The following is a 26,639-nucleotide window of genomic DNA, read 5'->3' on the forward strand; positions in this document are numbered from 1 at the left end:
GTTACAATAACGAAAAGTAGCTGCAATTATATTAAATTTAGCCTTTTAATACTAACCGTTATATGGCATCGTCAAGATCATTTGCACTTACAGAAGACTGGGTAGTCGTCATTTTGGGACTCGCTACCATTTTTTTAGCACTTTCGGGTATTTTTGCACCTGTACCTAATTTTTCCTGGAGTAACTTTTCCGAACTGACCTCCACAATTTTTGATTCGGCCAATCTCAACAAGATTTTTCAGCAGTTTATCTTTGTCTTTGTGACAGGTGTTTTTGGGGCATTTTTGCTTGGTAAATCCGTTAAACATCTGCTGGTCGTATTTCCTGTAGTGTTTATTTTGACTGTATTTGCGCTGATAGTAGCGGGCAATTCGACAGTGAAAGAATATAATCTCGAGGCTGTTATTTTTAGTTTGATTATAGGTTTGGTCATTAGCAATTGTTTTAAGCTGCCTACCTGGTTTAAAGAAGCCTTGAGTACTGAATTGTATGTCAAGATCGGATTGATTCTATTGGGTACCACTGTTATCTTTGGGGATATCCTTAAAGCGGGCTCGTTGGGACTTATCCAAGCTTTGGCAGTTGTATTGTCAGTTTGGTATTTCGCTTTTTGGCTCTGTAAAAAATTGAAGATAGACAAGGAAATGTCCCTGATGTTGTCCAGTGCAGTTTCTATTTGTGGTGTTTCAGCGGCCATTGCTACCTCAGGAGCTATTAAAGGTGATAGCAAAAAACTTTCTTATGTGATTTCCCTGGTGTTGATCACTGCAATTCCAATGATGATTTTTATGCCTTATATGGCTGAATGGATGGGCTTATCGCAAGAGGTGACCGGTGCATGGCTAGGAGGTAGTATCGATACAACAGGAGCTGTTGTTGCTTCAGGTTCCCTTGTTGGAGAGGAAGCGTTAAAGATCAGTACAATTGTCAAATTCTCGCAAAACGTATTGTTGGGACTAGCGGCATTCGCGATCAGTATTTATTGGACCTATGCAAAATCTGTGGATGACGAAACAAAGCGGGATAAACCGACGTTAAAGATTATCTGGGAACGCTTCCCTAAATTTGTGCTTGGGTTTGTATTTGCATCGCTATTATTTTCCTTTGTAATTTCTCCTGAAAAAATTGATGTCGTCAAAGGTAGTCTGAAAAACCTGCAGGGACTCTGGTTTACCTTAGCATTTACTTCGATCGGTCTGGAAACAAATTTCAAAGACCTTTTTGTACAAGATAATAAGAAACCCCTTTATGCATTTTTGATTGCGCAGACCTTTAATGTCGTAGTGACTTTGTTGATCGCACTGGTGCTGTTTCGATAATTTATTGGTATGTATATGGGCCGAATACTTTCGGAGCTAAATAATATTTGCAAAAAAAAGTCTGCTATCCTTGGCGGACTTTTTTGTTCTACCTTTTTTCATTTTCTCGATCTCGCAATAGTTCTGCCGAATGTACTCCAAGAAAATAGAGGATTCAATTTTTTCTTACTAAAGTGTTTAGGTTGTCGGATAAGACAATGTTGGTCGCGCATGAAAAAGCAAAGCTAAACCTAAGGGAAAATCTCATGTACGTGAATAGATATGAACGGTTTATACAAGAAATATGATGCGTAAAATCTATTTTTTTATAGTGTAAGTGGTTGTTAATTAGTGTTTAATAACGTTTTAAAAAAAAATATTTATAAAATCTATCAAATTAGTAGTCTTTTAAAAAATATTTCTATATTTGTACTGTCGTCCTGATTTACAGTGAGTCATGAGGGCTGACAAAAAATGAGCATACTTAATTATGGAAAGAATGAAAAAAGATTACTTTTTAAAAACAAGCTTACAGATTACTTCATTGGAAGTGGTTTTTACTACCCTAGGAAATAGTGAAAAACGAATGTGTTGTTAAAATTTCTCTCTTACACTCTCTTATATTAGAAAAGGGAAGCCGAGGCTTCCCTTTTTAAACAAAGTTTTAACAATGAAACAAGTTCTATTGGCGTTGGCACTTGTTTATTTTCACTATTAAACTGAATAAATTTATGAAAAAAAATGCTATTTTTCGAATTAGCGTCATTTTTAGCTTGCTTTTAGCTGGTTCTTATCAGACATATGCGCAAGTAGAAAATCCTAAACCCATTATAAATGCTTCATTGACAGGTACTGTGGTAGATGCGGTTACAAAAGAGCCTCTGCAAGGTGTAACTGTGCAAATTGAAGCCGTTACCCACCAGGTGAGGACCGATAGCAAAGGCGTATTTCAATTTGTTACAGGACAGAAACTACCTTTTTCACTTATTGTATCCATTGTAGGTTACCAAACACGGCGGGTTGTCGTTGATCAATCACCCACTATAATTGAATTGATACCACGTTTGGAAGCCTTAGATCAAGTAGTCGTGACTGCCCGTAGACGCAAGGAGCAATTACAGGATGTACCGATCCCCGTTTCTATTATCCGGGGGGCGGCATTGGAAGATGCCGGAGCTTTTAACGTCAATCGGCTGAAAGAACTTGTGCCGACGGTGCAATTGTATTCTTCCAACGCACGTAACACGACACTTAATATCCGTGGGCTTGGTTCAACCTATGGACTTACCAATGATGGTATAGACCCGGGTGTCGGATTCTATCTGGACGGTGTATACATCGCTCGACCAGCTGCAACTTGGCTAGACTTTATTGATATTGATCAGATCGAAGTATTGCGAGGGCCACAGGGTACACTCTTTGGTAAAAATACGACTGCAGGCGCCTTTAATATTACTTCAAGGCTACCCCAATTTACACCTGAGGCTAATGTTGAAGTTAGCTATGGCAATCAGGGATTTATTCAGGCAAAGACATCTATCTCCGGACCGTTAGCTAAGAATCTGGCTGCGCGGGCCTCCTTTTCGGGCACGCAACGGGATGGTAATCTGTTTAACGTCCACACCAATCGAAAGATCAATGATATCAATAACCTCGGATTTAGGGGGCAATTGTTATTTACACCGACTGAGAATATCAAATTGGTACTCTCAGGAGATGTTTCTTCTCAAAAGCCCGACGGATATGGTTGGGCAGTCGCAGGTGTTGTTAAAACCCAACGTGCTGATTACCGACAATTTGATGCTATAATCAAAGATTTAGGGTATGAATTGCCCTATAAAAGCGCATTTGAACGTAAGATTGACCTCGATACGCAATCCAAAGCTGATAATAAATTGGGCGGCGTAGCGCTGAATGCTGATATCAAGATTGGTGAAGGTACCTTGACATCAACTTCAGCTTGGCGAAAATGGACCTGGGTGCCTCTCAATGACCGGGATTATCTAGGTCTTCCTGTCTATACTGTTTCCGCAGGTAATTCGGTGCATAACCAATGGTCGCAAGAATTTAGGTATTCTGGCAAAATCAGTGAGAAAGTAAGTGGTGTAGTAGGCTTATTTGGACTTTGGCAGGATCTTGGTACCGATCCTGTGCATACAGAAGAGACGGGATCCGCATTCTGGCGCTTCCAGAAAAGCTCTACGAGCGCCTTATGGGAGACTCCGGGGTTATTTGACAATTTCGGCATTAAGACTGTTTATGGAATCAAAAGTACAAGTTTAGCCGCTTATACACAGATTGACTGGGAGGTGACCTCCAAACTTCATATCTTACCAGGACTGCGCTATAACTACGACAAAAAGAAAGCAAACTACGATAGACAGACCTATGGTGGGCTACAGACATCCGATCCGGCGCTGTTGGCACTCAAAAATGGGGTCTATACCAACCAAACTTTTGATATAAACGCAGATGCCGATAATTTTTCAGGACAACTGTCTGCGAAATACCGTTTCAACCCAAAGATTAATGCTTATGCAACCTACTCCATCAGCTATAAGCCAATTGGAATCAATGTTGGCGGATTGCCAACAGCAAATGGTGCTGTGCTACTAGATCTAGCTGAAGTAAAACCAGAAGCAGTTCGCCACAAAGAGTTGGGTGTGAAAACTAACCCAACACGCAACTCGATCCTTAACTTATCCGTTTACCAGACTGATATCAAAGATTATCAAACACAAGTACAAACGCCTGAACCAGGTGTGAATCGAGGTTACTTGGCCAATGCCGAGAAAGTACGTGTCAAAGGGGTGGAACTCGACGGTAATATTAATATTGGTCACTTTCTGCGCCTGAATGGTGCGCTGGCCTATACAGATGCGAAATATGTAAAATTTACAAATGCACCAGTTCCGCTGGAAGAAGTCGGTGGGCCGCAGGCTTTTAAAGATATTTCGGGCGGAGTGCTTCCGGGAGTATCCAAATGGTCTTGGTCTTTGGGCGGAGAAGTTAATCAGAGCGGCAAAATGATCGGTATCAATGGCTCCTACTTTTTGGGAGCAGATCTTTTCCATCGCTCCAAATTCTCTTCAAGCTCATCTCCATCGCAGTATTTGAATATAGATGCTTATACTTTGCTGAATGCACGTTTGGGTTTTAGGGGGTCGAATGGCGTTTCAGTTTTTGTGTGGAGCAGAAATTTGACAAATAAAGATTACTACGAGCAATTGCTCGCAGCTCCGGGCAGTTATGGTCAATATGCCGGAGTCGTAGCTGATCCAAGAACCTACGGCGTAACGCTCCGGTACAATTGGAAACAGGGAAATTAGGACCGTAATTCATAACATATTTTCATTAGCCGTCTCTGATTTATTTAGAGACGGTTTTTTTGTGTCCGAAAAGAGAGATTGTGTCAATAGAAATTTTATCGATGATAATTTGCAGCCTCTGCTTGCTTTATTTATGGAAAACCGTATCTTAATTCATCATTAAGGTGAAAGATTTGCGCATGAACGAAAAAGAGCTATTACAACATTATAAAAAAACAGGAGACCTATCTGCGCTGGGGAAATTATATTCGCCTTATATGTCCTTGCTTTATGGTGTATGTTTCAAGTATTTGCAAGATCCCGATCGTAGCCAGGATGCCGTCATGCAGATCTTTGAGGAGCTAATTCCGAAACTGCGTCATTACGAGATTGATAATTTTAAAAGCTGGTTGCACGTATACAGTAAGAACTATTGTTTAATGCAATTACGCAAAGATAAACGGACGACACAGGTGGATATTGAAGATAATTTGTTTGAAAGCGAACAAAAACTCAATACCAGTGAAGATGCAAAATGGGAGGAGCGGGATTTTGAAAAACTAGAAGGTTGTATGCAGACTTTAAATGAAGAGCAAAAAGAATGTGTACGTTTGTTTTATCTGGAACAAAAGTGCTATAAAGACATCGCAGATTTAACAGGATATGATTTGAATAAAGTCAAGAGTGCCATCCAGAATGGGAAACGCAATCTGAAAATCTGTATGGAAAGGAAAGAAAATGGAAAATAATTATCAGTTATCGCGAATTCATAATTACATCCATGGTCTAATGAGCAGAGAGGAAATGTTTCAACTGGAAAAAGAAGCATTGGAAGATCCCTTTTTACAGGATGCCATAGATGGATACCGATTACAGAATGGAGTTGATGCAAAGCAATTAAGTTTGCTGCAGCAGAGACTTAGCCGTCGGGTGGAAAATACCATAGCGACAAGACATGCACAATATTATACTTGGCAACGTTTAGCCATTGGCGCAGCGGCAGGGGTTTTGTTTGTTGTTTTATTAGCGCTTCTATATTTTAAACATTTCAATGGTAAAGCCGAACGGACGACAGATGTCACGCTGAGTGAACCAGAAAACCTTGTAGCGATCGAGCCTCTGTTGGATGGTGGTGATGCTGCTCCGGTCGGTGGATGGAAAGCCTTTGAACACTATTTAAACAATCAGGTGAGGGATGGTGGAAAAGGAGGGGAGATTATTGTTAATTTCACAATTGGAAAGGATGGATTGCCTAATCAGATCCACGCAGAAGGAACACCCGAGCAAGCTCTTTTTGATGAGGCTGTACGACTTCTTCAGTCAGGTGCTAAATGGCAAGGAACAAAAGGGCGCCTGAAGATCACTTTTCCTCTGAAGGAGATGAAGAATTCTGCCCAGTCGAATATCATCAAACCACCACATTGTTTTGGGATAGAAAAATCTTAGAAAAAAAATGAGCGATTTCCTTCAAGAGAAATCGCTCATTTTTTTGACAACATTATCCATTCTTAAAATGCATACCTCAACCCAAGTTGAATTTGAAAAGGATTACCGTTTAAATTGGATACACCAACGCCTGAGCTCATATTATAAATATATTGCTGATTGGCTGCATCGAAACTCTTGATCGCATAAAGATTTTGTTTGCCCAAGTTGTGTCCTACACCCCAGCTTTTTTTCAGGAGGTTGGCTACATTGAAGATATCAATAGAGGCTTCAAGTCCATGATTTTTATAGAACTTTACATTCTTTGCCAAATGCAGGTCAAATACGCCATAGAAACCATTGATCCCCCCATTACGTTCTGCTACTTGACCCAAATTGCCATTGATGTAGTTTTTGATGCTTTTCTCAGCATTTGGATCGTCCAGGATTGCTTGAATACCGTTTTTGATATATTCCGGGGTGTTTTTGTTGTTGGGATCGTAGATAAAAGCAAGATCATTGGAATTTACAAAGTCCCCATTGACATTTCCATTGACAGCTAATGAATAACGTGTTCCAGCAATTCCGCTGAAGCGTAGACCCATAGAAACACCCCATAAAGAGGGCATTGTTCCATAGAACACGACTTTATGACGGAATTGATTATCCGAGTACGACATTGTACTTAAGTTGCGAGGATCGTCTTTGACCATTAGGGAGAGGGTAGCAGTATTGGCAACATTACCATTATACGAGGTATTGTCTTTTGTATCATTCCAAGTATAAGACATCGTGATTTGTCCATCCTTGTAGTAACGATAAGTTCCGTCCAATACTAGGGTATACGAATTGTTTTTTCCATCACTATTCATTTCCAATACCCGACCAACCTGTTTGGTCTTACGGCTATTGGTCCAGTTGGCTGCCCCGTTTGTGGTATTGATGCTTGACGCAGGAACATATACGCCACGGTTATCCTCGGCAGACAACCTAAAATAAGGGTTCTCCACCATGTTGCGATCTACATACATATAGTTGTTGCGTCCCCAAGTACCGTAAGCACTTAAACCGATGCGTAGCGAAGGTGTGAAGAAATGATTGATGGAAATATTGGCTTTATATACAGTCGGCACTTTCACATCCTTGCTATTGGTATTGATTGTGACAAGTTTTTCGATCTTTGGATTGTCCAGTAGTTCACGTCCAGGAGCTGTGTCAGGATCCTTGCGATATCCTGCGAAATTTGGCTTAGGAATTAATGTAGGATCCGTGATATCTACGCCAGCAATGCGTGAACCATCAAACAACATATTGTTTAACATAGAATATGGGTTGAGTGCCGACCCAAATATACCAGCTCCAAAACGGATGATATTTTTCCTCTCTTCATTGATATCCCAGTTGAATTGCACACGAGGCTGTATTTGAAACGTGTTAATCCCATTGTCGGTTGAAAGACCTAATTCGTCATAGACCGTCTGGTTGAATGTAGCTTTCTTGAGGTATTTCGTGTTGTCCAGACGTAGGCCGCCGACTACGTCAAGACCTCTTGCGATTTTAGCTTCCATCTGCCCATAAACACCTACAGCCAGATTGTTGACCAAAGTGTTTTCTTGGTCGGTCATATATACATCGCGCGCATAGCGATAAGGGGTCAGGTTATCGAAATTTTGTAAACCTGTAAAATAAAAACGACCGTTCATTTCACTACCATAACGAAAATCCATGTTCGTATACATGATATCGGCACCGAAAGTATATTTGATCTTATCCGTGTTGTAATACAGGTTGTTGACCAACTGCAACATATTGCCATTGAACCATTCTGGTGAAAAGCGTTGACCACCGAGTTGGATAGAATTGTTGTATTTATTCGCGCCATCTACTGATTGGATGGATTCAACGATCGCGCGGGGAATACTATGTGACTGGTCAAATCCATCAACATTATGCTGTGCTTCAGAGCGTTCGTAAAAATGCTGGATCTTTAAATCATTTGTCAACTTGGAACTGATCGAAGTACGCAAAGAAGCCATAAGGCTATTGTTTATATACTTTCTGTTGGTGTAAGATTCATAGGCGTTAATTCCCGTATTATCCCCTTCCTGTTGATTGTCGGAGTCATACACAAAGTTATTGCGAATGGTCAATAGGTTCTTTTCATTTAATTGCCAGTCGATTCGAGCGAACGCGGCATCAGTCTTTTTCTTTTTGTCAAAGGAGCCAAATAGACGGTCGGCACTAGCGCCATATTTACCTACAGCAATTCGGGTGAAATCATCCAAGGTCGTTTGTGTAACTTTGTATCGTGCAATATCTTCGGTTGTTTGGATATCAGCGATCTGAAGCGGACGTGTATCCATTTGACGATCCCATGTAACAAAGAAATGGGCTTTATCCTTAATAATTGGCCCCCCCAACGAAAATCCATATTGATAAGTGGAGAATTTCTGTTTGCGTGGAGTTTCATTCAGATTATACTTACTGGAAAGCCAATCTGCCCGGGCAAAAGTAAAGGCGCTTCCTGTCAGGGTATTTGTTCCTGATTTGGTCACGGTCGTAATGCTACCGCCGCCACTACGACCAAAAGTGACATCATAATCGTTGGTGACCACTTTGAATTCGCGAATAGCCTCCATAGAAATTGAATAAGCACCACCGCTATTTCCGCCCGCTACCGTACTGCGCGAGTTCATGCCATCTACCGTAAAATTAGTCGAAGATGCGCGTTGGCCCGCAAGGTTCGTCCCGCTGCTCACTGGCGATAGATCGATCAGCGAAGAAAAATTCCGACCATTTACAGGCATTTTCTTAAGATCATTTGCCGTAATAGCGGTAGAGGCACCTAACGTTTTGATCTTATTTTTAAGGTCAGCAGCGGCGCCCTGTACAATTACTTCGTCAAGCTTAGTTTCCGTAGAAGATAAACTAAAATCTACTGTAAGCTCATCGCCATAACTTAATTTATAGTCTGTTTTCTTTTGTTCAGCATAACCGACATGATTGACTGATATGGTGTATGGAGAGCCTAAGGGCAGCTGCTGAAAGGTATATACCCCATTTTGATTGGTCAAAGTTGTTTGTCTAAATCCAGTAGATTCATTCCGCACAGATACTGAACTGCCCTTGACCGGTCCAGATCCATCTGTGATACGCCCCGTGATGGTTGCTTCCGTGCCTTGAGCCCAGCTTCTGCTTGGAATTTGAAAAAACGTAATAATGGTTAGGAGCACAAACCAAATGATGTTTTTCTGCATAATAATTTCGTTTCTAGTTTAGTTGATCAGTGTTTGTCACAAGTATGTTGCGAAATTATTCGTATAGTATTGCTAAACTGTTAAGTCGGTATTATTAAATATTTAAAAAAAATTGGCCATGTTAAGATAAAGATACAGCATATACTAATGGGGAATTGATAGATGCTGCGAACAGTATATATCCCTTGGTAAAGAAAAACTTACAAACCAATAAGGGCCCGAATGATTCGAGCCCTTGTCTATTTATGGTAAGCTGTGCTACCTTATTCTTCCCAACGAATTTTTTCTTCGATAGGCGTACGTACAGGTTCGCGCGCATCTGATTCATGATGTCCTAAGTAAAAGAGGCCGATACATTTTTGGTTCTCTTCCAGATTAAGGAAACCACCCAAATGATTAATTAAGCCCGGTGTTGCCCAGTAACCACCAATATTCAACGAATGTGCAGCGAGCCACATATTTTCTACAGCGGCAGCAGTACAAGCCAATTCTTCCCATTCAGGCACTTCACCCGTATAATTGACGATAAGCGCAATGGCAACATTTGATTGTGTTGCTTTCTTGCCCATGGTGATCTCTGTCGCTTCCGTATATTTCTCCGCTGGTGTAACCGATTTATAGATGCGCGATAATTCAGTACCCAAGCGTTGAAGTCCTTCTTTACGGAAGATCACAAAACGCCAAGGCTGTGTCCGTTTATGTGTTGGAGCAGCATTAGCTGCTTCCAAAATGCTAAGGATATCCTCTTTGCTTACTTCTTCTTCAGTAAAAGAAGCTTGAAATACCGATCTTCTGTAGTGTATTGCTTTTAAAACGTCGTTTTTCATTAAAAATATGTTGATTTTAGAATGTACTTATGCTTTTTCTTCCCATAAAGATACAACATGCAAAATTGTTTTGACCGCTTTTTCCATATCTTGTGCTGATACCCATTCTTGCTTCCCATGAAATGCATGTCCACCCGCAAAGATATTAGGACATGGAAGCCCCATAAATGATAGGCGTGATCCATCGGTACCGCCACGGATACTTCTTCTTTCTGCGACCATACCTGCTCTTGTAATAGCTTCCATGCCAATTTCCATAATTTCTGGATACTTATCAAGGATCTCTTTCATATTGCGGTATTGCTCTTTTACAGTGAATATATAGGTACAATTTGGATAGCGCTCAACAATAGATTTTGCTATTGCTTCCAGTTCATCTTCATGTTTTTTCAGATTAGCTGTTGCATGATCACGGATGATAAATTGAATCTCTGCCTTCTCCACCGATCCACTGATATTCACTGGGTGCACAAAACCGTCCTTTTTATTGGTGCTTTCTGGAGAAAGTCTGTCTTTCGGTAATGCATCGATGATGGCACTTGCGATTTTAATCGCACTTTGCATCTTTCCTTTTGCAAAACCAGGGTGCACGGAGACGCCATGGATCGTTAAAGTTGCTCCATCTGCCGAGAATGTCTCATCTTCGATCGTGCCGGCTTTTTCGCCGTCCATGGTGTAGGCAAAGTCTGCCGCCAGACGTTTTAAATCTGCTTTATCAACCCCACGGCCGATTTCCTCGTCCGGGGTGAATAAAATCTTAATATCACCATGTTTAATCTCCGGGTGTTTCATCAATAGGCGTGCAGCATCCATTATTTCAGCGATACCAGCCTTATCATCCGCTCCTAAAAGCGTTGTTCCACTTGCCGTAATTACATCGTTTCCGATTTGATTGGCTAAATCGGGATGTTCTGCATATTTGATCACAATGCTATTATCATCTGGAAGTACCAAATCTTGTCCTTGGTAATTACGGTGTACCAATGGTTTTACATCTTTGCCAGAAGAATCCGGAGAAGTGTCCATATGAGAGCAGAAACAGACAACTGGAACTTTCTTGGACGTATTGGAGGGGATGGTCGCATAGATGTAACCATTCTCATCCATAGCGGCATCCGAAATGCCCAATGATAAGAGTTCTTCTACCAATAATTTACCCAAATTTTTCTGTTTTTCGGTAGATGGACATGTCGGTGAATTTACATCAGATTGTGTGTCAATCTGTACGTAGCGTTGAAATCTTTCCGAAACTGAAAAGTCACTTATGTTATTAATCTCAAATGTGCTCATGCTAATCGCCTTAATTTGATAAGGGTGACCAAATTTACAAATTCTAACGGGCTTCGACCAAAAACAAACAAGACTTGTCAATAAACTGACAAGTCTTGTTTACTAGAGGTAATATTTCGCTAACCTCCTGTATCTTTCTTGGGGCTAATCCTAGATTTAGCTTATTTTTTTTCGTCGGCGTAGCCAAATACTTTCTGCAAGATATTTGTATTTCTGCTTCCGCCGATATTGTTTCTGATTTTTGATTCCTGATCAGCTACTTTGATAAACAAACCATCTATAGCCTTTTGAGTAACGTAAGCGGTCAGGTTTGTTTCTACCTTATTGCCTAGCGGTAAATTATTATAGGCTGAGGTCAATTGCGTCCAATATTGGTCTACATTATTTACACCCATAGCAGATTGAATGACTGGACTAAACTTGTTTGTTAATTCGGTTGATGTATTTGTTTTGAAAAATGTTGTTGCAGCATCTTGCTTGCTTCCCAATAGGATATTGGTCGCATCAGTGATGGTCATTTTAGACAATGCATTTACGAATACCGGAGCGGCTTCTTTTACTGCACCCTCAGCGGCTCTGTTCATGCTTTGAATAAATTGATCACAAAGCTTGCCCATGCCGACTGCACGAAGTGTTTTTTCTACCTTTTGGGCCTCCGCAGGCATTAAAATCTTTACCGCTGCATCACCTAAGAAGCCATCTTTTTTTGCCAAAGACTCAATACTCAGGTTAAGGCCGTTGCTTAGAGCTTGTTTGATACCCAATGAAGCATCTTTATTTGATAATGAAGCCAAGGGGTTCGACTTGGTAGAACCCGTTGTTGAAGAGCTCGCAGTTGACGAATTCGTCTTTTTTGTGCTGTCAGTTTGACTCTGAGTTGCTTTATTCAACGCGTCGTTGATCTTTTTAAAGATTTGCGCTTCACTGTTGTTGGAGAACAAAAGCCCTGAAACAAATAGGGTACAATATAGTAATGGAAATTTCATCATGATATGTTTTGCTGTCAAAATTAAGGATATCGACCGTTAATTTTTGTAAAAGTTTAAATTGTCTGTTGTTCTTTCCATGAGATTGTCCGTATCCGTAGCAGATAAGCCACAACCTTAATGCTACGAAAGCTGCGCATTGTCACAGCAGTCTTTGTTGGAAGGGGTAAGGTTTAAAAATAAAACGCCCCTTTTTGGGGCGTTTTATCCGCTATATAATAAAATTGCTTTTTTAATTTTATACGGCCTATTTCCACGAAAGTGTCGTCACAACAGGGAAGTGGTCAGAGGGAAACTTACTCAGGTAAGTATCCGTCAAAATACCATATTTCTTCGCCTGAAAAGGTTTGGTGATAAAGATATGGTCAATCCGACCAGAGGCTCTTAGGCTCTTTCCCCAACCATTAAAAGAAGAGTTGGGCTCATATTTAAGCGGAGATACTTCATGTACATCTGTGACGACATTGCTCTTGGCAAGTGTAAAATAGGCCTCATCTTTTTCGTCTACATTGAAGTCGCCTGTTAAGATCAGCGGAAGATCCTTCGCAAATTCTTTTGCCTTGGCCAGGATCAATTTTGCACTTTCCGTGCGGGCTGTACGTCCGATATGGTCAAAATGGGTATTCATAAAGATAAAGCGCTTTTTATTGGCTTTGTCTTCAAAAATTCCCCAGGTACAGATACGTGGTAAGGCCGCATCCCAACCCTTGTTCGGATGTTCGGTATCTGTTGCAGAAAGCCAGAATGTACCACTTTTTATGGCTTTGAACCGATTGGTGTTGTAATAAATTGCAGAGTGTTCACCTTCCTGTGCGCCGTCATCACGCCCCACACCGACATAGTCGAATCCTGGAAGCAACGTTTTTAGATCCTGAACCTGATCATGAAAGGCTTCCTGAACACCGAATATATCAAAACCATGATACTTAATCAGATTGGTCAAAGGCACTTTGCGGTCAACCCACATATTACCAGTATCTACAGTATTTCTTTGTCTAATATTGTATGTAGCTGCAATGAAATCTTGCGCATAGGAGATATACGAAAAGCATAATGCTGCTGCGAGAATAAAGTATTTTTTCATCTATATTATTTTGTTCTTCAGTTGTGAGAAAGCTATCAGATTTATTCATCGAGTACATGTTTTAAGCGGCATTCATGAGCTCGCTTTACTCGATTATTCAATCCCTAGTGTGATTGAATAAATCATGACGGTTTCATTTGAATAATTAGTTTAGGAATAGTTACCTCATTAATATAAAGATGTGCAGTATTCCGTTTTTGTTATTTATTTAATTATTTTTTCAATACTTGAAGCAAGAGCTCGGGTTCATCCGTTGTGATGAAATCGATCTTTTGTCCAATGAGATTGCTCATTTCTTCTTCTGTATTGACTGTCCAGGCATTCACTTTCAGACCCAATTGATGGGCTTCCTGTAGCCAACTTGCATTCTTTTTGAAGACCGAAAAATGGTAGTCTAGGCCATTGATTCCTGCAGCATTCACATCAGCCGGTGATTTATCCCCATTAAGGTATTGGATATTTGCTTTTGGAGCGAGCTCATGAATCTTTTGACATGCCTCAAAACTGAATGCGATATAATCTGTTATTTTCTCTGCTTTTAGAGTTTTTACCATTTCAACGGACTTTGTAGCTGCCTCCAGTGTCCGTTCTACACCCAGTTTGTTGGTTTTTAACTCCAGGATCAGACGTAAGCCCTTTAGTTTTTTTCCTGCTTTGATATACTCTTCCAATGTTGGGATAGATTCCCCATTCGGGTGTTTTTTTGCCAGGAGTTCTGTGTATGTTGCTGTTGCGATGTCAATACCATAGAAATCATTGTCGTGGTTGACGACAAGAATATTGTCTTTGGTGAGGTGTACATCAAACTCAGATCCAAAGAGTTTAAGTTCATGTGCGGCTTTTAAAGAAGCGATGGAATTTTGAGGAAGATGGCTGTTTTTCCACACGCCACGATGTGCAATTGCTTTGGTCTGTGCAAATAGTGTTGCCGATGAAATGACCATAGCCAACGTCAGACAGCTAAAAATGTGTTTTTTCATATGTGTTAGTTTGAAAGCTGATTTTTACAGTATAAAAAAAGTGGTACTTTTTATCCTGATTCACAAGATCTAAAGTACCACTTTTATGTTTAGTTATTGTTAACTGTAATTTATTTTTTACCATTCCATTCTGCCATGAACTCGTCCAAGAATCCAAGCATATATTGGTGACGGTGTTCCGCAATTCTTTTTGCGGCCTGTGTATTCATTTTATCTTTCAACAACAGCAGCTTCTCATAGAAGTGGTTGATTGTCGGAGCTTCAGAATGTTTGTAAGCTTCTTTATCTTTATATTCCTGTACCGGAATGTTGGGGTTGTACATTTCACGGCCTTTATTTCCGCCGAAACTAAATGCACGCGCAATACCTATTGCACCGATGGCGTCCAAACGATCGGCATCCTGTACAATTTCCATCTCTTTGGAATGGAAAGAAACTTCACCCAAACTTGCTTTGAAAGACATGTTAAAGATGATTTTTTTGACATGGTCAATGATTTCAGGAGAAATTTCTAGACTTGCCAAAAACTCTCCGGCAACGCGAGGGCCAATTGTTTCGTCACCGTCATGGAATTTGCTGTCCGCAATGTCATGCAGGAGCGCTGCTAATTCGCAGACCATGACATCAGCTTCTTCATCTTCTAAAATTAACTTCGTATTGTTCCATACGCGTTGAATATGCGACCAATCATGGCCTGCTTCTGCAAATTTCAAACGATCTTGCACAAATGCGACTGTGCGTTCAATAATGTTATTCATACAATACTTTTGTTTTTTCGCGAGTACCCTCGTATAATTCGTATTCTAATAATCTACAATCTAATTTACCGTTATAAAATTCTATACGTCTGGACGCACGGAGTCCAATTTTCTTTGCAAGATCCGGATTTCCGGTAAATATATAGCCTCTATAACCTTTGCATTCCTGTTTCATAAAATCACCCATACGTTTGTAGGTAATCTCCAACTTGGTATGCGTACCTAAACGTTCACCGTATTCTGGATTGAATAAGATGACACCTCCTTCTTTAGGAACGTGCGTTTCCGCAAAATCGCATACTTCAAATGAAATTAATTGTTCCACTCCAGCAGTGCGGGCATTCATCTTGGAAACATTTATTGCTTCTTCGGAGATATCCGTAGCAATAATTTGAGGAGCTGCTTTTTTATTGATCTGATCTTTTAACAGGCGACGTTCCTGGAAGAAAACAGTTTCATCGTAACCGATGAAATGCATGAATGAATAATTCATACGCAGTAGTCCTGGTTTTCTATTGGTTGCAATCAATGCTGCTTCAATGGCCAATGTTCCCGATCCACACATCGGATTGACAAAGGCGGATTCGCCATCCCATTTTGATGCAATAATTGTTGAGGCTGCTAAGGCTTCCAGCATGGGTGCCTTGCCCGGAATCTTACGGTAACCATGTTTGGCTAGCGTTTCTCCAGAGGTGTCAATGAAAATTTCAGCACGGTCATCCTTCCAATAGAGGTGAACCACAGCTTTGTTGTTTTCCGGTCCTGAATTCGGACGCATACCTTTTTTTTCTTTAATACGATCTACAATCGCATCTTTTACTTTGACATTCGCAAATAAAGGCGTACTAATTGTTTCATTGTCCACATTGGAACTCACAGAGAAATAACCATCGAATTGAATGAGCTCTTCCCAAGCAATCGTGCTCAGCTCTTCATAAAGCTCAGTAGGATTGTTCGCTGAAAATTCCTTTAACGAATATAGAATCTGCGAGGCGGTACGCAAGTTCAGATTGAGCTTGATCGTATCATTTACGCTGACTTTCAATTCGACTCCAGTAGGAAATGCTCTGACGATGTCAAAACCTAACTCTTTAACTTCCTGTTGCAAATACGGCGATAAGCGTTTATTGCACGTAATGATAACTTTATTGGGGGTGTTGAAAACTTCCATCATATTTTGTACAAAGTTAATTAAACTCTTCCTCAAAAATTGCTTAATTTTACGCTTTAATATTTATTTTTTTGATTATGGAAATTAGAGGAAAAGTACACGAGATAGGAGCGACACAACAAGTGACAGAATCATTCAAAAAACGTGATATGATTGTAGCTTATGCCGAAAACCCACAATTTGTTGAGTATATCCGTTTTGAATCAACACAAGACAGAACTTCAATTTTTGATAACCTAGCTATTGGCGAAGAGGTAGAGGTATCTTTTAATCTTCGTGGTCGTCCTTGGACAAATAAAGATGGCGTAACGACATATTTCAATTCATTGGTTGCATGGCGTGTAACAAAACTAGGAAATGCTGCTCCAGCACCATCTACTCCAGGTTATGCTGATATGCCTGCTCCTGTAGATTTGTCTGGTTCATCAGATGATGATGATTTGCCATTCTAGTCTGAAATAAGACGTTCAAATCCTGTCGGCATAACCTACTATACATGCATTGTGTGTCGTATTTTGCCTTACAGTATATCATATAGATTGGACTGCCCAGTTTGGACAGTCCTTTTTATTTTGCGCACATTCCGACTCGGTCTGCTCGCCCTTATTCGATACCCAGCTGCTTCGCAGTACGCTTTTGATACCTCTCGTTATTTTACGGAGTGCAATTTTTTGAATTACATAAGTTATTTTCTTGGCGCCGAAATTGCTTGATATCGGGTATATTTAAATCAAAACAGCAGATTATGAAATCATCAGTATTATTTATTTGCCTGGCAGCACTTTCTTTAAGCGCATGTAATCAAACAAAAAAGGAAAATCAACAGGTGGTAGCAACAGATTCGTCCGATCATACAACGATGACAGCGGATACCGTCCATACATCTCAAAATTCGTTGGACTGGCCCGGTAAATATGAAGCAACCATTCCCTGTGCGGATTGTGAAGGTATCAAAACGAATATTACCTTAAAAAATGACAATACTTTCTCTATTGTAAGTGAATATATCAATAAGAACACCAAAGTTGAAGATTCAGGTAAAGTCATGTGGCATGACAATGGTTCTGTTGTACACCTGACAGGTAAAGAAACGAATATGAAATTAAAGGTAGGTGAAAATAGACTGATCGGACTGGATCAGGAAGGCAAAGAGATCGATGGTCCCAATGCGGATCGCTATATTTACAATAAGGTCGAAGGCGAAAAATAATAGCTGGATCAAATCGAATTAACCACTCACATATTTCCCAAATGGGATCTTCCGCAAGCAATACGTCAGTAAAGCACTGGAAAGTAAGGTGAGAATTGCTGCTACCGGTATTTTCCAAAGTGTCGATAATGATAGCAGTGGATGAATATAATTCAAAAACAAGATATGGCTTAGATAGATGCCAAAACTATGGATGTCGATGAATTCCCAGAATGCATTCAGCCGTTCTGGGAGTTTTAGACATTGAATAAATACAAATAAAAAGCCTGCACTTAATGCAATATTGGGTGAAAGATAATTATACAATGTAGGGTCAAATTCGCCTTTTTCCAGACTGAGATAATAAGTCCCCCAACCCGTAATCAGACAACAACCTATAAAGAAGGGGAGGCTAGACCATCTTAACTGGGGGAGTGGATGATTGTAGAGATAGTAACCTAAGACGAGATAACCCATGTAGCCCGTAAAGAAAGTTAGGTCAAAATTCGGAAGATATGCATTAAACCATTTGTTGCTGAAAAACAGTGAAGCAAACCACAGGCATAAGAAAATCTCAATCTCTCTTTTTGAACAGTTCCGGATCATTTTTCGCAAAAAAGGTATTGCTAGATAGAGTCCAATAAGCATGTAAAGGTACCATAGATGTGCGTTGCTTCCTGACTTTAAGCGAATTAACATAATGTTGATAACTTGTGGAAAACCAACATACTCAAAATCAATATAACGGATAAAATAATAGATCAGGTAGACGATGGTCCAAAAGACAAATGGCGGAATAATTTTAGACAGACGCTTTTTGTAGAATGTGCCTGTATCTTCATCTCTTTGCAAGAGTAATGCACCGGAAATGATGACAAAAAGTGGGACTGCAAAGCGTGAAAAGCTGTTGATCCAATTGGCATAATCCCAATCAAAAGAATCAAAATCATTACTATTTAAATAGCCCGAAGAGGAGTGGATTAGAATAATCAAAAAGATTGCTATGATACGCAGTACACTGATATAACTACTTCGGGCCATTGGAATCGTTTTTTTATGTGTTAACGTTTATTGTCATAGACCTTGAGGTACATCAAGGCCAACAAAGCGCCGATGCTTGCCATACCTACACCTACTAGGGAAGGGGTATTGTAGGCTAATCCCATGGTGATGGGAATGCCCCCTAAAAATGCACCAAGTGTATTGCCGAGATTAAAAGCAGCCTGTCCGCCTGCTGCGGCTAATGTTGCGGAATCTTTCGAAGCCCGGATCAACATCAGCTGGGTTGGTGAACCGATAGTAAAAGAAACCAAGCCAGTAATAAAAGCCAAGGGATACGCTGTCCAGCCTAGCGGCGAAACAAAATAGACCATGACCAAACAGAGCGCCATAGCCGAGAAACTCGCGATAGCTGCTTTTGTTGGTGAAATGGTGTCTGCCAATTTCCCGCCGATCAGATTTCCGAAAAACATACCAACACCTATCAAAATCATAATCAGTGGTACCCGGTCAGCTGGAACGCCAGAAACTTTAGTTGCCAAGGGAGCAATATAACTGATCCAGGCAAACAACCCACCTGTGCCGATAGCAATAATCGCCATTAATAACCAAGCAATCTTTTTGTTGAAAAAGCTGAGCTGATTGAATATATTATTTCCTTTGGAAGCCTCAATTTTCGGCATCCAGGCATATATTGCTGCAAAGGTAACCAGTCCCAGTATACTGATAATGCCGTAAGTTAGTCGCCAGGAATAATGATGGCCAAGATAGGTTCCTAATGGGACTCCGGCGAGGTTCGCAATAGTCATGCCCGTAAACATGATCGAGATGGCCTGAGCCTCTTTGCCTTTCGGTGCAAGCTTGGCTGCAACAACAGATCCTACGCCAAAGAATGCTCCGTGTGGAAGTCCAGCCATAAAACGCGAAAGACTGATCAAAAACTGTCCAGGTGCAATACTGAATAAGCCATTGAAAATAAAAAATAGTAACATCAAAAAGAGTAAAACCTTTTTTGGAGGATATTTACCCGTGAATAAGACTAACGTAGGAGCACCTACAACTACACCGAGCGCATACAGGGCAATAAGGTGAGCCGCAGTAGGGATTTCGATATGCAGATCCTTAGCAATATCAGGCAGAATACCCATCATCGTAAATTCGGTCATCCCGATGGCAAGTCCCCCAAAAGCTAAGGCAATAATTCCTTTGTTCATATGGATGGTTGGAAGTTGATAGTCAAAAGTAAAAATAAAAAACGGGTTATTACATGTTGATTTATACATCGATGTCATAATCCCTTTGGACGAGCCAATCGATCAAGATAATGTTGAAGTAGATCACCAAAGGATTGCATAGAGAACAAAGATTAAGGAGCAAGTATTAAAGACAGTGCTCATAAGCCGCTGGCTTGAACAAGTAAAGTCTAAATACTAATATCTCTTTTTAGGTACGCAGGTAATATCTTTGATCTTTCTAAGGACAATAGGACGTTGGTCAAATCGACTCTCTAGTACAACGGAGTCCGCAGAATGATAGACAACTTTAAAACGTGGGATATATTGACCCGAAAGATAACAACCTGAGATCTTTTGCTTGCCATTTTCTTTGGTGTATATTCCGTCTACGATAACCGAATCACCACGCAGCACATAAATACCTTTGGCATGCTCTGTCCAGGAACCGTTTTTATAACAACTATCAGGGATAGTCTGTACTTTGTTGTTCACATGCATTGTCGCATAAACCGAATCACAGGTAAACTTAAATTCAGCCAATGTATACTGCATCATCTGCTGCTGCCCCGGAATACTATCCTGTACCCACTCGCCCTGTAAAAACGAAGCTCCTTCACCCTGCATATCTGAATTAAATTTGCAGGCGGTAAAAAAGAAAAACATACCTATGGCAAGAGCCAATAGGTATGTTTTTGATGATATATTTTTTATTGAAATTATTGCCACAGCTTATTTTAAACTTCCAACCATTTCTTCAGGTTTTACCCAAGCATCAAAATCTTCCGGAGTCACATAGCCCAAACGTACTGCTTCTTCTTTAAGTGTAGTTCCGTTTTTATGCGCCGTTTGTGCAATTTCAGCAGCTTTGTAATAACCAATTTTCGTATTTAACGCAGTTACCAACATCAATGAGTTGTCAACCAATTCTTTGATGCGTTTGTAGTTAGGCTCTATACCTGCGGCACAGTGCTCCTCAAAAGAAATACAAGCATCACCCAATAAACGTGCAGACTGTAAGAAATTAGCTGCCATCAATGGTTTAAATACATTCAACTCATAATGTCCTTGTGTACCACCAATGGTGATAGCAACATCGTTCCCCATAACTTGGGCAGCGACCATTGTTAACGCTTCACATTGTGTAGGATTCACTTTACCTGGCATAATAGATGATCCCGGTTCGTTTTCTGGAATAAGGATTTCACCAATACCTGAACGAGGACCAGAAGCTAACATACGGATGTCGTTGGCAATTTTATTCAATGCTACGGCCAATTGTTTCAATGCACCATGTGTCTCTACGATGGCATCGTGTGCTGCCAAAGCTTCAAATTTGTTCTCCGCAGTAACAAATGGAAGACCTGTAAATTCAGCGATGTATTTTGCAACAACAACATCATAACCAGTAGGTGTGTTTAAACCAGTCCCTACAGCAGTGCCGCCTAGTGCTACCTCAGATAGATGTGAAAGTGTATTTCTTAGTGCTTTTAGACCATGGTTTAATTGTGCCACATAGCCAGAAATCTCCTGACCTAATGTCAATGGTGTCGCATCCATTAAGTGTGTACGACCGATTTTAACAACATTCTTGAACTCTTCAGCTTTTTTAGCCAGCGTATCACGTAGTTTTTCAACACCTGGAATAGTTACTTCGGCAACAGCTTTATAAGCTGCAATATGCATTCCAGTAGGGAACGTATCATTTGATGACTGTGATTTGTTTACATCATCATTAGCTTTTAATACAGGTTCTCCTTCGCCAATCTTATGTCCAGCCAATACTTGGGCACGATTTGCCACAACTTCATTTACATTCATGTTGGATTGTGTTCCGGAACCAGTTTGCCAGATAACCAATGGAAATTGATCGTCTAGTTTACCCGCTAGGATCTCATCACATACAGCGGCAATGGCATCACGTTTTTCAACAGGTAATACACCTAATTCGTGGTTTGCATACGCTGCTGCTTTTTTCAAGTAAGCAAAACCTGCAACGATCTCATGTGGCATAGAAGCTGCCGGTCCGATTTTGAAGTTGTTGCGTGAACGTTCTGTTTGTGCACCCCAGTATTTATCTGCAGGTACTTGAACTTCACCCATCGTATCTTTTTCAATTCTGAATGACATATTGTTTTGTATAAATAAAACGTAAAAATTAATCAGTATCTGTGCAAAAGCACAAAACACATCGATCACAAAGTTAACGGATAATACAGTAAAAAGTAAAAATTAAAAGGTAAAAATCAAAAATTGAAACAATTAGTAAGCCATCGTCTTGTATAACCAAGATTTTACTTCTCACAGCTGAGAAATAAAAATTAAAAGCTAATAATAAAAAAATGGAAACCGTTAGTAAGCTATAGGCTTGTATAACCAAAATCTAAATACTCATTACTAAATACTCTCTACTCAAAAGCCAAGGCGCTTGGTCAGGAATTCATTCACATGATGAAATACCTGCTTTGGTTTTAGTGCACGCCAAGACAGTTCATTGAGTGCACCGCCAAAATTGATATAATAATCAATATTCTGTTGTTGAAACTCTTCAATGACATGGTCACGGAAGCCTACGCCTGCAATCCAGCCATCGTCGATATCTTGGAACCATTCTTCATAATAGGAGTCATCGGAAGCATGGAAATTCAATACATTCTCTCCAATGAGGATAAAATATTTTATACCCTGACTGATCATGACATCTATAAGCTCTCTTTTCAGTAACATGATATCATTGTATATAGCATCATTCCATTCACCGATCAACTCAATAATACAATATTGTTTTTCATAATCGACAAATAATACCTTTAGATACAGCGTGAGCGAACCGAATTCATCCCATTGTGGATGCAGTAAAAAGTTATAGATCTGTTTGTCGAAATCGAATTCGCTGTATACTGTGCCATAAAATGGTGATTGTTCGTCCTCGGAAGCGATATAATAGTCGCGCCAATTGTAATAAGGTTCGATTTCGTGCATATATTAAATTCCTTTCCAAATTCAAACTAAGATAAATTTGTGCTTATTTGCAAGTTTCATTGCCGCTATTTCGTGTTTTCTGTCAAAGCGAGTGAACAGAACTTCTGGACGTAAACAGTCAGCGACAATTTTTTGTTTTTAATGTAAAATTATACGGCTGTTTACAGATTAAACCGAATAAACTTGTTACTTTTGAGACGTAATTTCATGAGCGCACAGGCTCGGTTTATCTTTTTATAAACACTGGTTTTTTCCAATGCAAAAGAGTATTAAGCGAAATATTTTTGTAGCCGCTACATATGCTGCAGTATTGCTTCTTGGCTTGCTGTTGGGACAGAATTATGCCGAAGAACAAGGTAGTAACCAGAAAACAACCTTTTCAAGTTTAGGCTCCAATGGAAATTCGGACAAATTGCAATACCTGGTCCAGCTGATCTCTGAAAATTACGTTGACAATATTAGCGTTGACACTGTGCAAGATGAAGCCATTGAACACGTTGTTTCTCGCCTTGATCCATTCTCCACTTTTTTACGACCTAATCAGGTGCTCGCTAAGCAGGAAACTCTGGAAGGGTCCTTTGATGGAATAGGGGTGGAATATTTTCGTTTAAAGGATACGCTGCTTGTCGTAGGAATGGTTTCTGCAGGACCTGCGGAGAAAAGCGGTATGCGGATCGGTGATCGTATTCTAAAAATCGGGAACAAAGATCTTGCAGGGAAAAAAGTGCCTGAGGCAGAAATTGAAAAATTGATTCGTGGAAAGAAGGGAACTGCTGTACTTATTTCGATCCAACGGAATGGACAGACACTCGTTAATCCGCTGAAAGTCATCCGTGACCAAGTAAACGTAACCAGCCTGGATGCCTCTTATATGATCGCTCCTAAGACTGCTTACATCAAAATCCGTCGCTTTGGACATAAGACCTCAGACGAATTTAAACAGTCGCTGATTGATCTGCGAAAAAGCGGTGCGCAGGACCTCATCTTAGATCTACGAAATAACGGTGGCGGATTTGTGCATACTGCAATAGATCTGGCGGGACAGTTTTTTAAAGAAAAGAGACTGTTGATGTATACCGAAGGAGCTAATGAACAACGTCAGGATTATTATTCAGAGAAACCGGGCGAGTTTGGTGATGGTCGTGTGGTCATATTGATCAACGAAAGCACAGCATCAGCGAGTGAGATTCTGAGTGGTGCCTTACAGGATTTAGATCGGGCTACCGTCGTTGGAAGGCGATCCTATGGAAAAGGACTGGTCCAGGAGCAATTTGATTTCTCCGATGGATCTGCAGTGAATTTGACTGTTGCACGTTATTATACCCCACTTGGAAGATGTATTCAACGTAAATATAGCCGAGCAAACTTTGATGCGGCAAAATATATGACAGGTTTTGATCTCTGGACGCTTGATACCGAATTTCGTCAAAAGGAAATGTTTACAACAAGCAAAGGTAAACTGGTTTTTGGTGGTGGTGGAATTTTGCCGGATGTGAATATCCCAATTGATACCAACGAAACAAGCGCGAAGTATCGGGAGATCTACCATTCCAATTCAATCGAAGAATTTGTGTATGACCGGTTCACCAAACATCTACCGGCATATTCCATTGAAAACTTTATCAGTGGTTACCATTTACCTGCGGCAGAGTTTGATCTTTTTATTTCATTTCTGAATACACAAAAGCAGATTCCGGTGAATGCAAATGAAGCAAAAAACCTGCATGATCTGATTCAGTCGGATATTGAAGCTTTGGTCGGAAGGTATTATTTTGGACGAGAAGCTTATTATAAAATAAAAAATAGAAGGGATAAATTTATCGAAATAGGCCTCAAATCGTTGGGCTATCAGATGCCTAAGGTTTAAGTCGTAAATCTGACCATACGGGGTAGTGGTCGGACAGCTTTTGTTTGACAACCTGATAATTCATAACCTGAAATTTTGGACTGGCGAAGATATAGTCAATCTGAAAAATCGGCAAAAGCGCATGGTGGGTAACCCCCCATCCATTTCCTTTCTCCTTAAAGGCATTATACATGCCATCTCCAATTAGATTCACCGAATAACTCATAGGCGTATCATTAAAATCACCAACAGCAATATAAGGATATTGACAGTCATTCATGTGTTTTTTCAGCGAATGAGCCTGTTCACTGCGGAGTTCAAATGCATTTTTTAGCTTTCGGCTCAACCGGCGAGTTGCCCTATTATCTGTTTCAGTCTTGTTGGACAGATTTTGAATAAATTCCTTGTCTTCGTTCTGCAGAGCAAAGGATCGCAGGTGGATATTATAGATGCGCACCAAAGTGTCCTGCTTTTTGATGTCCACATAGCATATTCTGTTGATGCCATAGTCGTTGTCACGAATAGTGCCCGAATCGTAGATGGGAAAACGGGATAAAACAGCCATGCCATAGGCCTCGTAATCATTTTTGGAACTCGGTTCAAAGAAGAAATAATCGTAACCCAATTTGTCCTTAAACTCTTCGGAGAAGACATGTTTCCCTTTGATTTTACTGATATACTCCTGAAAGCAAATGACATCAGGGGAGATGCTATCAATGATGCGGACAACGTCGGCTTTAAAGTTCTTTTTTTCTTCATCAACTTTTTTGAACAAATGGGCATTGAAAGTCATGATGCGTAATGTCCGTGTTTCAGAAGGGACAGGTGGGTTTTCTTTGCGGATATTCCAATGTTTGGTTAGAAAGGGCCAACCCAATAAGATTGCTGCCAAAGAGTAGAGGGCAACCTTTCGTTTGCGCAATAACCAGTAACAGATAAAACCAATGTTGACAAGCAGAATCGGGAGGTAGCCCAGTCCCATAAATGCAATGGGCCAAAAAGATTTCGGATTGATGAAGGTTGCCGAGTAACTCATGAGCAATGCAATGATCGCAAGCATATTTGCCAGGAACATTGTTTTGCTTATAAATCCCAGTTTTCTTCTTAAAAATGTCCTTCTATCCATCAACCTTATCGCCACTATTGCTTGCCCTAAAGAGCGTTTCTTTTTCATGGTGTGTCAGACTTTCATAACCAGATACTGAAATCTTGTCTAGGATAGCATCAATTTCATCCTGATTTGGTAAGTCATAACGATGTTTCCGATTTGTCGGTATATGATTGCCTACAACAACTTTCATTTTTGCAGGCTTTTTTTGTTTTTTCTGAAAAAGTGTTGACCAGTCCATTCCTGATCTTAGGGCATAGGTAAAAGCCATTCCGAAGAGAACGACAGCAAAATAAGAGACTGCGGCGGGTCTGTTGCCAATGGCAAAGAATAAAAATTCCAATGCAAAATAGACGATGGCTACTATTTTTAATTTAACAGTACCAAACAATAATAGCCGCAATTCATAGTTCGGAACTAAAGTGACAATTGCTGCGAGTACCGCGGCCAATGGATGTGCTCCCCCCATTAAATGCAGATCTGTCGGTGGAGGAATAAGTGTGCCAAAACCCACATAGAGAGTGCTACTCAAGAGCCATGAGGCAATGTAGACAAAGAAAAACTGCCTCTTGTTTAGGAATGTGAAAAATATCTGGCCTACCCAATACAGCCATAGGCTGTCAAAGATTAAATTTAAAAGCTGAACATAGACAAAATTGGACGAAATCAGGGACCAAGGTTGTGCTAAGAAAACCGAAAAACTGCTTGGCAAACTCAATTGCTTGACAATAGGCTGTAGGAAACTTTGAGAGATGAATTTCAGCTCAAAGAGTAGGTCCAAAAAATAAATGAGGACAAATAAACATACCTGAATACTGATCACAACCGGAATCGGCGAACCTGTTTTATACGTTTGTCTCCAAAAATCTTTTAAACCAATGCTATTCATGACGCGCGCA

The 26,639-nt window shown here is 40.3% G+C and carries 22 protein-coding genes; 7 read left to right on the forward strand and 15 right to left on the reverse strand.

From position 1 onward, the window contains the following. The first annotated feature begins 62 nt into the window (after nucleotides 1-62). From AC07UV_RS17250 to AC07UV_RS17265, 4 genes are all read left to right on the forward strand, one after another. On the forward strand, nucleotides 63-1,319 hold the full coding sequence (locus AC07UV_RS17250) for a YeiH family protein (protein ID WP_495184629.1): 1,257 nt from the start codon (nucleotides 63-65) through the stop codon (nucleotides 1,317-1,319). A 710-nt stretch (nucleotides 1,320-2,029) separates the two neighbouring features. Further along, nucleotides 2,030-4,627: a TonB-dependent receptor gene (locus AC07UV_RS17255; protein WP_495184630.1), complete on the forward strand. Its 2,598-nt coding sequence runs from the start codon at nucleotides 2,030-2,032 to the stop codon at nucleotides 4,625-4,627. A 179-nt stretch (nucleotides 4,628-4,806) separates the two neighbouring features. Further along, entirely contained in the window at nucleotides 4,807-5,355 is a 549-nt protein-coding gene (locus AC07UV_RS17260) for an RNA polymerase sigma factor (protein WP_495184631.1), read from the forward strand. A gap of 40 nt (nucleotides 5,356-5,395) precedes the next feature. Next, nucleotides 5,396-6,052, forward strand: a complete 657-nt coding sequence (locus tag AC07UV_RS17265) for a hypothetical protein (RefSeq protein ID WP_495184632.1) — start codon at nucleotides 5,396-5,398, stop codon at nucleotides 6,050-6,052. A 62-nt stretch (nucleotides 6,053-6,114) separates the two neighbouring features. Here AC07UV_RS17265 and AC07UV_RS17270 read toward each other — a convergent pair whose 3' ends face one another. The 8 genes from AC07UV_RS17270 to AC07UV_RS17305 form a co-directional block, all read right to left on the reverse strand. Continuing rightward, entirely contained in the window at nucleotides 6,115-9,288 is a 3,174-nt protein-coding gene (locus AC07UV_RS17270) for a TonB-dependent receptor (RefSeq protein WP_495184633.1), read from the reverse strand. Between the two features lie 263 nt (nucleotides 9,289-9,551). Next, nucleotides 9,552-10,115, reverse strand: a complete 564-nt coding sequence (locus AC07UV_RS17275; RefSeq protein WP_120260269.1) for a nitroreductase family protein — start codon at nucleotides 10,113-10,115, stop codon at nucleotides 9,552-9,554. 27 nt (nucleotides 10,116-10,142) lie between these two features. After that, entirely contained in the window at nucleotides 10,143-11,405 is a 1,263-nt protein-coding gene (gene pepT, locus AC07UV_RS17280) for a peptidase T (protein ID WP_495184634.1), read from the reverse strand. Nucleotides 11,406-11,566: 161 nt separating this feature from the next. Next, entirely contained in the window at nucleotides 11,567-12,394 is an 828-nt protein-coding gene (locus AC07UV_RS17285; protein WP_282251948.1) for a DUF4197 domain-containing protein, read from the reverse strand. A gap of 244 nt (nucleotides 12,395-12,638) precedes the next feature. After that, a complete protein-coding gene (locus AC07UV_RS17290; protein ID WP_495184635.1) occupies nucleotides 12,639-13,475 on the reverse strand; it encodes an endonuclease/exonuclease/phosphatase family protein in 837 nt (278 codons plus the stop codon). A 212-nt stretch (nucleotides 13,476-13,687) separates the two neighbouring features. After that, nucleotides 13,688-14,455: a glycerophosphodiester phosphodiesterase gene (locus AC07UV_RS17295; RefSeq protein ID WP_495184636.1), complete on the reverse strand. Its 768-nt coding sequence runs from the start codon at nucleotides 14,453-14,455 to the stop codon at nucleotides 13,688-13,690. A gap of 110 nt (nucleotides 14,456-14,565) precedes the next feature. Continuing rightward, nucleotides 14,566-15,213: an HD domain-containing protein gene (locus tag AC07UV_RS17300; RefSeq protein ID WP_223581695.1), complete on the reverse strand. Its 648-nt coding sequence runs from the start codon at nucleotides 15,211-15,213 to the stop codon at nucleotides 14,566-14,568. Further along, nucleotides 15,206-16,384 carry a THUMP domain-containing class I SAM-dependent RNA methyltransferase gene (locus AC07UV_RS17305; RefSeq protein WP_495184650.1) on the reverse strand — a complete coding sequence of 393 codons (1,179 nt, stop codon included), beginning with the start codon at nucleotides 16,382-16,384 and terminating at the stop codon, nucleotides 15,206-15,208. The genes AC07UV_RS17300 and AC07UV_RS17305 overlap by 8 nt, the downstream gene beginning before the upstream one ends. Before the next feature lie 77 nt (nucleotides 16,385-16,461). Here AC07UV_RS17305 and AC07UV_RS17310 point away from each other — a divergent pair, with 77 nt between their 5' ends. Next, on the forward strand, nucleotides 16,462-16,836 hold the full coding sequence (locus tag AC07UV_RS17310) for a DUF3127 domain-containing protein (protein WP_120260264.1): 375 nt from the start codon (nucleotides 16,462-16,464) through the stop codon (nucleotides 16,834-16,836). Nucleotides 16,837-17,129: 293 nt separating this feature from the next. Further along, complete coding sequence (locus AC07UV_RS17315) at nucleotides 17,130-17,594, forward strand: copper resistance protein NlpE (RefSeq protein WP_495184637.1); 465 nt, start codon at nucleotides 17,130-17,132, stop codon at nucleotides 17,592-17,594. An 18-nt stretch (nucleotides 17,595-17,612) separates the two neighbouring features. Here AC07UV_RS17315 and AC07UV_RS17320 read toward each other — a convergent pair whose 3' ends face one another. The 5 genes from AC07UV_RS17320 to AC07UV_RS17340 all read right to left on the reverse strand — a co-directional run bounded on the left by AC07UV_RS17320 (nucleotide 17,613) and on the right by AC07UV_RS17340 (nucleotide 22,786). Continuing rightward, nucleotides 17,613-18,614: an acyltransferase gene (locus tag AC07UV_RS17320; RefSeq protein ID WP_495184638.1), complete on the reverse strand. Its 1,002-nt coding sequence runs from the start codon at nucleotides 18,612-18,614 to the stop codon at nucleotides 17,613-17,615. A 20-nt stretch (nucleotides 18,615-18,634) separates the two neighbouring features. Then, nucleotides 18,635-19,786: an MFS transporter gene (locus AC07UV_RS17325; protein WP_282251955.1), complete on the reverse strand. Its 1,152-nt coding sequence runs from the start codon at nucleotides 19,784-19,786 to the stop codon at nucleotides 18,635-18,637. 216 nt (nucleotides 19,787-20,002) lie between these two features. Continuing rightward, complete coding sequence (locus AC07UV_RS17330; protein ID WP_495184639.1) at nucleotides 20,003-20,533, reverse strand: fumarate hydratase; 531 nt, start codon at nucleotides 20,531-20,533, stop codon at nucleotides 20,003-20,005. Between the two features lie 3 nt (nucleotides 20,534-20,536). Further along, nucleotides 20,537-21,934: a class II fumarate hydratase gene (gene fumC / locus AC07UV_RS17335; RefSeq protein WP_120260260.1), complete on the reverse strand. Its 1,398-nt coding sequence runs from the start codon at nucleotides 21,932-21,934 to the stop codon at nucleotides 20,537-20,539. Between the two features lie 282 nt (nucleotides 21,935-22,216). Next, nucleotides 22,217-22,786: a hypothetical protein gene (locus AC07UV_RS17340; protein WP_495184640.1), complete on the reverse strand. Its 570-nt coding sequence runs from the start codon at nucleotides 22,784-22,786 to the stop codon at nucleotides 22,217-22,219. A 256-nt stretch (nucleotides 22,787-23,042) separates the two neighbouring features. Here AC07UV_RS17340 and AC07UV_RS17345 point away from each other — a divergent pair, with 256 nt between their 5' ends. Continuing rightward, nucleotides 23,043-24,653: a S41 family peptidase gene (locus tag AC07UV_RS17345; RefSeq protein ID WP_282251958.1), complete on the forward strand. Its 1,611-nt coding sequence runs from the start codon at nucleotides 23,043-23,045 to the stop codon at nucleotides 24,651-24,653. Here AC07UV_RS17345 and AC07UV_RS17350 read toward each other — a convergent pair. Next, nucleotides 24,643-25,806, reverse strand: a complete 1,164-nt coding sequence (locus tag AC07UV_RS17350) for an endonuclease/exonuclease/phosphatase family protein (protein WP_282251960.1) — start codon at nucleotides 25,804-25,806, stop codon at nucleotides 24,643-24,645. The two genes, AC07UV_RS17345 and AC07UV_RS17350, sit on opposite strands and share 11 nt — an antisense overlap. Continuing rightward, the gene (locus tag AC07UV_RS17355) at nucleotides 25,751-26,629 is read right to left on the reverse strand and encodes a rhomboid family intramembrane serine protease (protein WP_495184641.1); all 879 of its coding nucleotides are present in this window, start codon (nucleotides 26,627-26,629) and stop codon (nucleotides 25,751-25,753) included. The genes AC07UV_RS17350 and AC07UV_RS17355 overlap by 56 nt, the downstream gene beginning before the upstream one ends. Nucleotides 26,630-26,639 lie beyond the last annotated feature (10 nt).

The sequence above is a fragment of the Sphingobacterium sp. GW821-FHT03E03 genome, assembly GCF_059420745.1.